Origin of the sequence: Actinokineospora sp. (genome assembly GCF_050699995.1) — a bacterium.
Lineage (GTDB): Bacteria > Actinomycetota > Actinomycetes > Mycobacteriales > Pseudonocardiaceae > Actinokineospora.
On record NZ_JBOHGC010000684.1, the window covers coordinates 1 to 6,490 of the forward strand.

General features: G+C 68.3%; 7 protein-coding genes and 2 pseudogenes. 6 read left to right on the forward strand and 3 right to left on the reverse strand.

Annotation, left to right across the window (positions count from 1 at the left end; translation table 11 throughout):
• From ACRDSQ_RS33725 to ACRDSQ_RS33735, 3 genes and pseudogenes are all read left to right on the forward strand, one after another.
• A partial coding sequence (locus ACRDSQ_RS33725) for a DUF222 domain-containing protein (protein ID WP_431426834.1) occupies positions 1-982 on the forward strand: 982 nt, incomplete at its 5' end.
• Between the two features lie 370 nt (positions 983-1,352).
• Positions 1,353-1,568, forward strand: a complete 216-nt coding sequence (locus ACRDSQ_RS33730; RefSeq protein WP_431426835.1) for a hypothetical protein — start codon at positions 1,353-1,355, stop codon at positions 1,566-1,568.
• Positions 1,553-1,624 (forward strand): annotated as a pseudogene (locus ACRDSQ_RS33735) (hypothetical protein); the annotation flags it as partial. The gene ACRDSQ_RS33730 and the pseudogene ACRDSQ_RS33735, both read left to right, overlap by 16 nt.
• Positions 1,625-1,788: 164 nt before the next feature.
• Here the strand turns inward: ACRDSQ_RS33735 and folP are convergent.
• Together folP and ACRDSQ_RS33745 are read right to left on the reverse strand one after the other, a co-directional pair.
• Positions 1,789-2,586: a dihydropteroate synthase gene (gene folP / locus ACRDSQ_RS33740; RefSeq protein ID WP_431426843.1), complete on the reverse strand. Its 798-nt coding sequence runs from the start codon at positions 2,584-2,586 to the stop codon at positions 1,789-1,791.
• 50 nt (positions 2,587-2,636) lie between these two features.
• On the reverse strand, positions 2,637-3,425 hold the full coding sequence (locus tag ACRDSQ_RS33745; protein WP_431426837.1) for a glycosyltransferase: 789 nt from the start codon (positions 3,423-3,425) through the stop codon (positions 2,637-2,639).
• A gap of 70 nt (positions 3,426-3,495) precedes the next feature.
• Here ACRDSQ_RS33745 and ACRDSQ_RS33750 point away from each other — a divergent pair, with 70 nt between their 5' ends.
• Positions 3,496-4,704 (forward strand): hypothetical protein, encoded by a 1,209-nt coding sequence (locus ACRDSQ_RS33750; protein ID WP_431426839.1) that lies wholly within the window; start codon positions 3,496-3,498, stop codon positions 4,702-4,704.
• Positions 4,705-5,008: 304 nt separating this feature from the next.
• Positions 5,009-5,605 (forward strand): hypothetical protein, encoded by a 597-nt coding sequence (locus ACRDSQ_RS33755; RefSeq protein ID WP_431426840.1) that lies wholly within the window; start codon positions 5,009-5,011, stop codon positions 5,603-5,605.
• A gap of 188 nt (positions 5,606-5,793) precedes the next feature.
• Here ACRDSQ_RS33755 and ACRDSQ_RS33760 read toward each other — a convergent pair whose 3' ends face one another.
• Positions 5,794-6,225, reverse strand: coding sequence for a protein-tyrosine phosphatase family protein (locus tag ACRDSQ_RS33760; protein WP_431426842.1), 432 nt, complete (start codon positions 6,223-6,225; stop codon positions 5,794-5,796).
• A gap of 137 nt (positions 6,226-6,362) precedes the next feature.
• Between ACRDSQ_RS33760 and ACRDSQ_RS33765 the strand changes: the two are divergent.
• Positions 6,363-6,490, forward strand: a pseudogene (locus ACRDSQ_RS33765) (tryptophan 7-halogenase); the annotation flags it as partial.

Here is a 6,490-nt window from a genome sequence, read left to right on the forward strand (position 1 = left end):
CGAGACGGTCACCCCCACCGGGCACCACCGGCCCGCCGCCCTGCCCGCCACCCGCGCCGCTATGCGCGACGCGGTGGTCGACGGGGAGCACATCGACATCATCGCCACAACCATGGGTGACCTGCCCGCGTGGGTGGACGAACCCGCGCGCGAAGGATTCGAGGCCGCCCTCGCCGAGCAGGCACGCACCACCAACCCGGCCGAACTACGGGTCAGCGCGCAGCGGATGCTCGCCGTGCTCGACCAGGACGGACCCGAACCCGCCGACACCCCACCACCACGGGCACGGAACTTCCTGGCCTGGCGACGACACCACGACGGCACGGTCCACGGCCGGTTCGAACTCACCCCCACCGACGGCGCCACCCTCGAAACACTGATCACCGCCCTGTCCACACCCCGTGAGCACGACCAGCGGGACCGGGGCGAACGCCACGGTGACGCCCTGGCCGAACTCTGCGACCTCGCCCAGGCCGCCCCCGACCTGCCCACCGAGGCCGGGGAGCGACCGCACCTGCACCTCACCGCGACCATCGAGATGCTCCGCGACTCGGTGGGCCGGGCCACCCTGGACACCGGGGCCACCCTGACACCCGCCGAACTGCGGGCCGCCGCGTGTGACAGCGCGGTCATCCCCTACGTCATGGGCGGGGCAACCCGACCACTGGACATCGGCCGGATGCGCTACACCATCCCCACCCACCTGCGCCGGGCCCTCATCCTGCGCGATCAAGGATGCGCGTTCCCCCGGTGTGACCGGCGGCCCCGCTCCTGCCACGGCCACCATTGCCGGCACTGGGCCCACGGCGGGCCCACCGCACTCGACAACCTCGTACTCCTCTGCGGCACCCACCACCGCCTGATCCACAACTCCGACTGGGCCGTCACCATCATCAACGGGCTACCCGAGTTCACCCCACCCGCCTACCTCGACCCACACCGAAAACCCATCCCCGCACCACCACGACACTCGGCGGCCTGAACACGGCGCCGAGCCACCGCCGACACCCCTGGCTCCACACCGCCATCACCACGGAGATCAACGACAGCCCCGACTCCACGACTGGCGCACCCACGAACTGTCCAAGTTCCACCATCCCCACCGTGGGCGGCGATCGGGTATGGCTGAACTTGGCGCATTCGCTCGACCGGGTCAGTGGTGGTGCCGGCCGCCATGGTGATCAAGGCGGCGATCGCGACGGCGATGACTGGTCACGAGCGCGGGCCGAGGCGGAACCAGGCCATCGAGGCGATCACCTTCGGCGCGCACGGAGCCCTGCTCAGGCTCACCCGACACACTCGCCACGGCAACGTGCTCGGCCAGTACGCCCCTCGAACCGATCTTCGCCACCGTGGACCCGAACAGCCCGTGGGAGCCGGACACGGGGGTACCCGTGATCCTGGCCTACCCCGACGACCCGTCGCGCTACCTGATGATGGAACGCGCCTATGTCGACGGCGCGGGCTACAAGGTCCTGATCTTCGATGCCACTACCCGGCCGCCACGGACATCCGGCGCGTCGATTCCCTTGCCACGACCCAAGTCCGGCCGATGCCCAAGACGCTGATCGCCGACCTGCACGACTTCAATCTGCCCACTGTATACAACGTGGAGGGCATGACGTGGGGTCCGACGCCGGCGACCGGCGAACGCACGCTGGTCCTGGTCAGCGATGACAACTTCCACCCACTGGAAGTCACCCAGGTGATCGCCCTGGCACTGGGAGGTTGCCACCCGGCTACTCCGACGAAGTTCGCCCCGTCGCATTCTGTGTTCCGTCAAGCGATTCATCGCTCTTTGCGATGCATTCCGTCGCGGAGGAGTTCGACGGTGTCGAGAACTCGTCGAGTGCGGGCGACCTGGTGCGTCCGGAACACGGCGGCGCCGTGGCGTGCGGCGATCGCGGTGGCTGCCAGGGTCGCGTCGACGCGTTCGTCGATGGCGGCGGCGACAGTCTCACCGATGAAGTCCTTGTTGGACAGCGCCATGAGCACAGGCCAGCCCGTGGCGACGAGTTCGGGGGTGCGGTGGATGAGTTCGAGGCCGTGCCAGGTGTTCTTGCCGAAGTCGTGGGTGGGATCGATGAGGATGCCGCCCCTGGGCACCCCCATGCTGATCAGTTGCTCGGCCCGGCGGGTGGTCTCCTGCAGGACGGCTCGCACAACATCGGTGTAGGCAACCCGATGTGGGCGGGTTCGGGGTGGCAGTCCGCCGGTGTGCGAGCAGACGTAGCCCGTGCCGAAGGTGGCCGCGACCTCGGCCAGCCGAGGGTCGACGCCCGCCCAGGAGTCGTTGAGCAAGTCCGCGCCCGCTTCGCACGCGAGCCGACCGACCTCATGGCGCCAGGTGTCGACGCTGATGACGATGTCGGGGAACTCCGCGCGGACCTTGGCCACGAACGGCACCACGCGCCGGATCTCCGCCGCGGTGTCGACCTCGGTGCCGGGGCCCGCTTTCACGCCGCCGATGTCGATGATGTCGGCGCCGTCAGCGACGGCCCTGCGCACGGCCCGGATGGCCCGGTCCTCGGCGAAGGTCGCACCCCGGTCGTAGAAGGAGTCGGGGGTTCGGTTGACGATCGCCATGATCAGGGCCCGGTCGCGGGCAATGGTGCGCCCTCGGAACTCCAGCGCGGTCAAGGGACATCCCGCGGCTCGGGCTCACCGAGGTCGTCCAGCCAGGGTGGAAACGACGCCAGCAACTCCGCGCGCTGCCGGACGAGCGCAATCTGCGCCCCGCCCCCGATGAATTTTGACCTTTTTGCCGACTGTTGCGCGGGATGCTTTCGATATCGCAGGGTGTTCTGCTCGACAAGCACACCCTCGGCGATGGCCGACACCGCCATCAGCAGCCCGGTGTCCTCCATGCTCCGCAGCCCCGACCAGCCGCCCGCCACGACCACCAGCTCGCGACGCCACATCACGCCTGCCGGATGCAACGGGACCCGGTATCGGCCGGGTTCGGTAACCCATTCACCCACCAACGCGCCCCGGGCAATCGGACCGGTCCGTAGCGACAAATGATGCTCGCGCAATTCGCCGGTGGGGAGCAGGTCACGGGCGTGCCCGGCGGCATAGCCCGCGGCAGGCCGTGCCCTCAGCGCGTCGGCCAGCACAGCGATGGCGCGCGGTTCCAGGAGATCGTCGGCGTCCAGGGTCTGCACCAGCGGAGCCGTCCCCCGGCCCAACGCGACGTTGCGGGTGACCGCCGTGCCCTCTCGGGTCCCGTTGGCCGCCAGCCGCAGCCGCGGGTCGCTCAACGCACCGCATTCGGCGAGCGCGGCGCGGACCTCCGTGTCATCGGCTCCATCAACCTGGAGCAACCAAGTCCACCGCGGGTAGGACTGTGACCGCAAAGATCGCCATGCGTCCGGCAGAAAGCGCGCGTACCCGGAATGCACCGCCGTGACGACATCGACCCCCATGACTGCTGTGTGTACCACGCCGAACACCCTAAGTGTGGTAGGTAGGTGCTGGACACCACGAGGGGACAGCATGGACGACACCAGGATCTCAGCGGAACTCGCACGCGCGGCCATGGCTGACTCGCGTGAACTGGACCGCGTCTGCGACGCGATGGCCCTCACGTTGATCGACCAAGGTGTCGAGCCACCCTTCGAGATCACCTCATCGGACTTCGCCGCGGACGCTTACCTGATCTGCTCCGACCGCTACTGGTTCCACCGGTTCCACGCCTTCCCGACCATCGGCACCGCCGCCGAGTGCGCGCGTTGGATCCACGAGCACGTCCGGGACGAGCATCGCCGCGCGGTCGAGCAGAAGTGGGCCCTGGGCTACGCGTTCGTCACCAGGGACAGCGTCGAGTCCCGCACCGAACTCGCCGAGGCCACCGAGGACATCGTCGGCGCGGACAACTCGGCGGGCTACCTCGCCTACTTCACCACCCTCTACCACGCGGGCAAGCTCCGCGCGAACTTCCGGTTCGACGAACTGCACCAGTTCCTCGACTCCTCGCTTCTCGCCATGGCGGCCGGAGCCCACCGCGAGGACCCGCTGTTCACCGCGCTGCGCTCGTTCGCCGCCTTCGGCAGCCGGGCGATCACCGTCGAACACGCCACCGCCCTACTCGAACGCGCGTGGAATGTCCCCGAACGAAGCCGCCACGTGACCGACATCTGCGTCAACGGCCTCGCCGTCGCGATGCCACCCTTCGATGGGCAAGGCGAACTCCTTCGGTCCTACGCGCAACAGGCGGTGCAGGCGCACCCCGGCGATCACATGTTCCACTACCGCCTCGCCTCCGGCCAGCACATGTGCGGCGACCATGAGAACGCGACCGTCAACATCAACCACGCCCTCGTGCTACTCCCCGCCACCGGCCGACGCGGCAGCCACGACCTGCTCCAAGGTCAGTACATGACCAAGCGAGAAGCGATCCAGGAAGGTCGGCTCCGCGCGCTCTGGGCCGCGCAACAGCAACAACGCTGGAACCAGCAGGAAACCGCCAACGCGACACTGCGCGACTCCCTGCGCTCATCCGCGGTCCGCGCGATGGAACTCGTCACCGTCTTCACCGCCGCCATCGCGTTCGCCGTCGGCTCCCTGCAGGTCACCCTCAACGGAAACCTGCCACTGCGTGACCGACTCTGGCTCCTCGCCGGCTTCGGCGGCGGCCTCGCACTCTTCGCCCTCCTGATCATCGGCGGCACCTGGTTCATCACCAGGACCCGCGGAAAGCGTTGATCGCACCGCCGAGCGTTCATTCATGCGGTCTGCGGGCGGTCGATCACGCCTTCCTACAGCGCGCCGTCGACTGCGGGTCCAGTCGCCCTACGCAGGCGCAGCCGATCGGGATGGACCAGGAGGTTGTCGAGCCGGCGAGCCGTGCCCGTCGGCGGTACCCCGAGCGTTTCGGACGCACCCGGCATCAGTCCTGATCACCTGCGTCATTACTCAACGGCACCTGAGGCTGTCCTCGATCCGGTTGAATGTGCACGACGATCTTGACCAGTCGGTGCGGCCAGAGTGTGACGGTGATGGGGTTCTCATGCAGGCGTTCTTACAGCAGTTGCCCACGTTGATCGGTGTGCTCGTCGGGGCGTTGGCGACCTTTACGGCGACCTCCGTGGCGGAGCGCTCCCGGTGGCGGCGGACGCAGTCGGTCCGGTGGGATGACAAGAGGCTCGCCGCGTATGCGGAGTACGCGCATGCGGTGAAGAAGGTCATTTCCATCTCCGTGCGGTTGGCGGCGCACCAGGGCATTCATCAGGACCTGGACAAGTTGGCGCCTGAGGAGGGGTTGGGCGCGCTGGCGCTTGCCGAGGAGGAGCGGACCATGAAGTGGGAGACGATCCTGCTTCTCGGGACGGACCACACCGTTGTCGCCGCGCGGGCGTGGCATGACAGTGTCTTTCGGCTTCAGCGGATCGCTTCCGGGGTGGATGTCGAGTCGAGTTGGGGTGACGCCGTGGGGGCCGTCAGTCGGGCCCGCCGGGGCTTCTACGAAGCCGCCAAAGCCGACATCGGGATCACGGTCGGGGACGCGCCGGAGAGCTACGAGTGGCAGTTGGCCAAGCTGGTGCCGGCGAAGCCCACCATCGCGGCCGAAGAGCGCGGGACGCTTCCCCGAGCGAGCGATTCCTGACGTCTGCGCAGGCCGTCTACGACCACCGGCGACACCTGCCGCATCCAGCCTGCCGTCCGGGCGGTGCGAGTCGCCCCCGAACAGCTCGGCACCGACCCCACCGCGGCCAGGAGCGCCCTGCTCGCCGCTCGTGAAGGTCTCCATGACGGGGCGAAGCGGGGTTGACGAGCCGGACAGCACTGTCCACTTCAGACGTATCGAGCGACGAACCGCTTCTGCCACGGGGTTTCGACGGCCCGGTGCGAGTAGTGCGCACGCACGTAGGCGACGGCTTTGTCCGCGGGAACGCCGTCGAGGATGACGAGACAGGACATCGCCGTGCCGGTCCGGCCGAAGCCCCCGCCACAGGCGATCTCGACGCGTTCGCGCTCGGCCCGGTCCAGCACCTCACGCAACGCCTTGGTGAAGGCCTCGGGGTCCGATGGCAGCCAGAAGTCCTTCCACCGCACCCATCGGCTTTCCCAGTCGACCTTGGCGGGTTCCTTGCCCTGCAGATAGATCCCGAACTCGGGCGTCTGGCCCGCGGGAAGTGGGGTGCGCAGTCCCCGGCCGCGCACGAGTAGGCCCGAGGGCAGGCGCAGGAGTCCAGGAGTGTCCGAAGCCCAAGTCTCGTTCGTCACTCGACGTCCTCTCGTGTGCCTGACGGGCCACCGGCATCTCGAAGAGCTTGCGGGACTTGACCTGCAAGAAGTAAATCACGCCTGCCGCGACCCTCGTCGCTCGCGGAACGTTCCGCGGGAGAGCTCCGCCATGCGCCGCCTGGGTGAAGAACTGCGTCGGCATCGGCCTGTCCGCCGGGTTCGTCGAGCCGCTGGAGTCCACCGGCATCTTCTTCATCCAGAACGGCATCGAGCAGCTCGTCAAGCACTTCCCGGGCGACGACTG

Excerpts from the sequence above, each read along its gene's own strand:
- ACRDSQ_RS33755 (WP_431426840.1), top strand. The coding sequence starts at position 5,009 with ATGCAGGCGTTCTTACAGCAGTTGCCCACGTTGATCGGTGTGCTCGTC.
- ACRDSQ_RS33745 (WP_431426837.1), bottom strand. The coding sequence starts at position 3,425 with ATGGGGGTCGATGTCGTCACGGCGGTGCATTCCGGGTACGCGCGCTTT.
- folP (WP_431426843.1), bottom strand. The coding sequence starts at position 2,586 with ATGGCGATCGTCAACCGAACCCCCGACTCCTTCTACGACCGGGGTGCG.
- ACRDSQ_RS33750 (WP_431426839.1), top strand. The coding sequence starts at position 3,496 with ATGGACGACACCAGGATCTCAGCGGAACTCGCACGCGCGGCCATGGCT.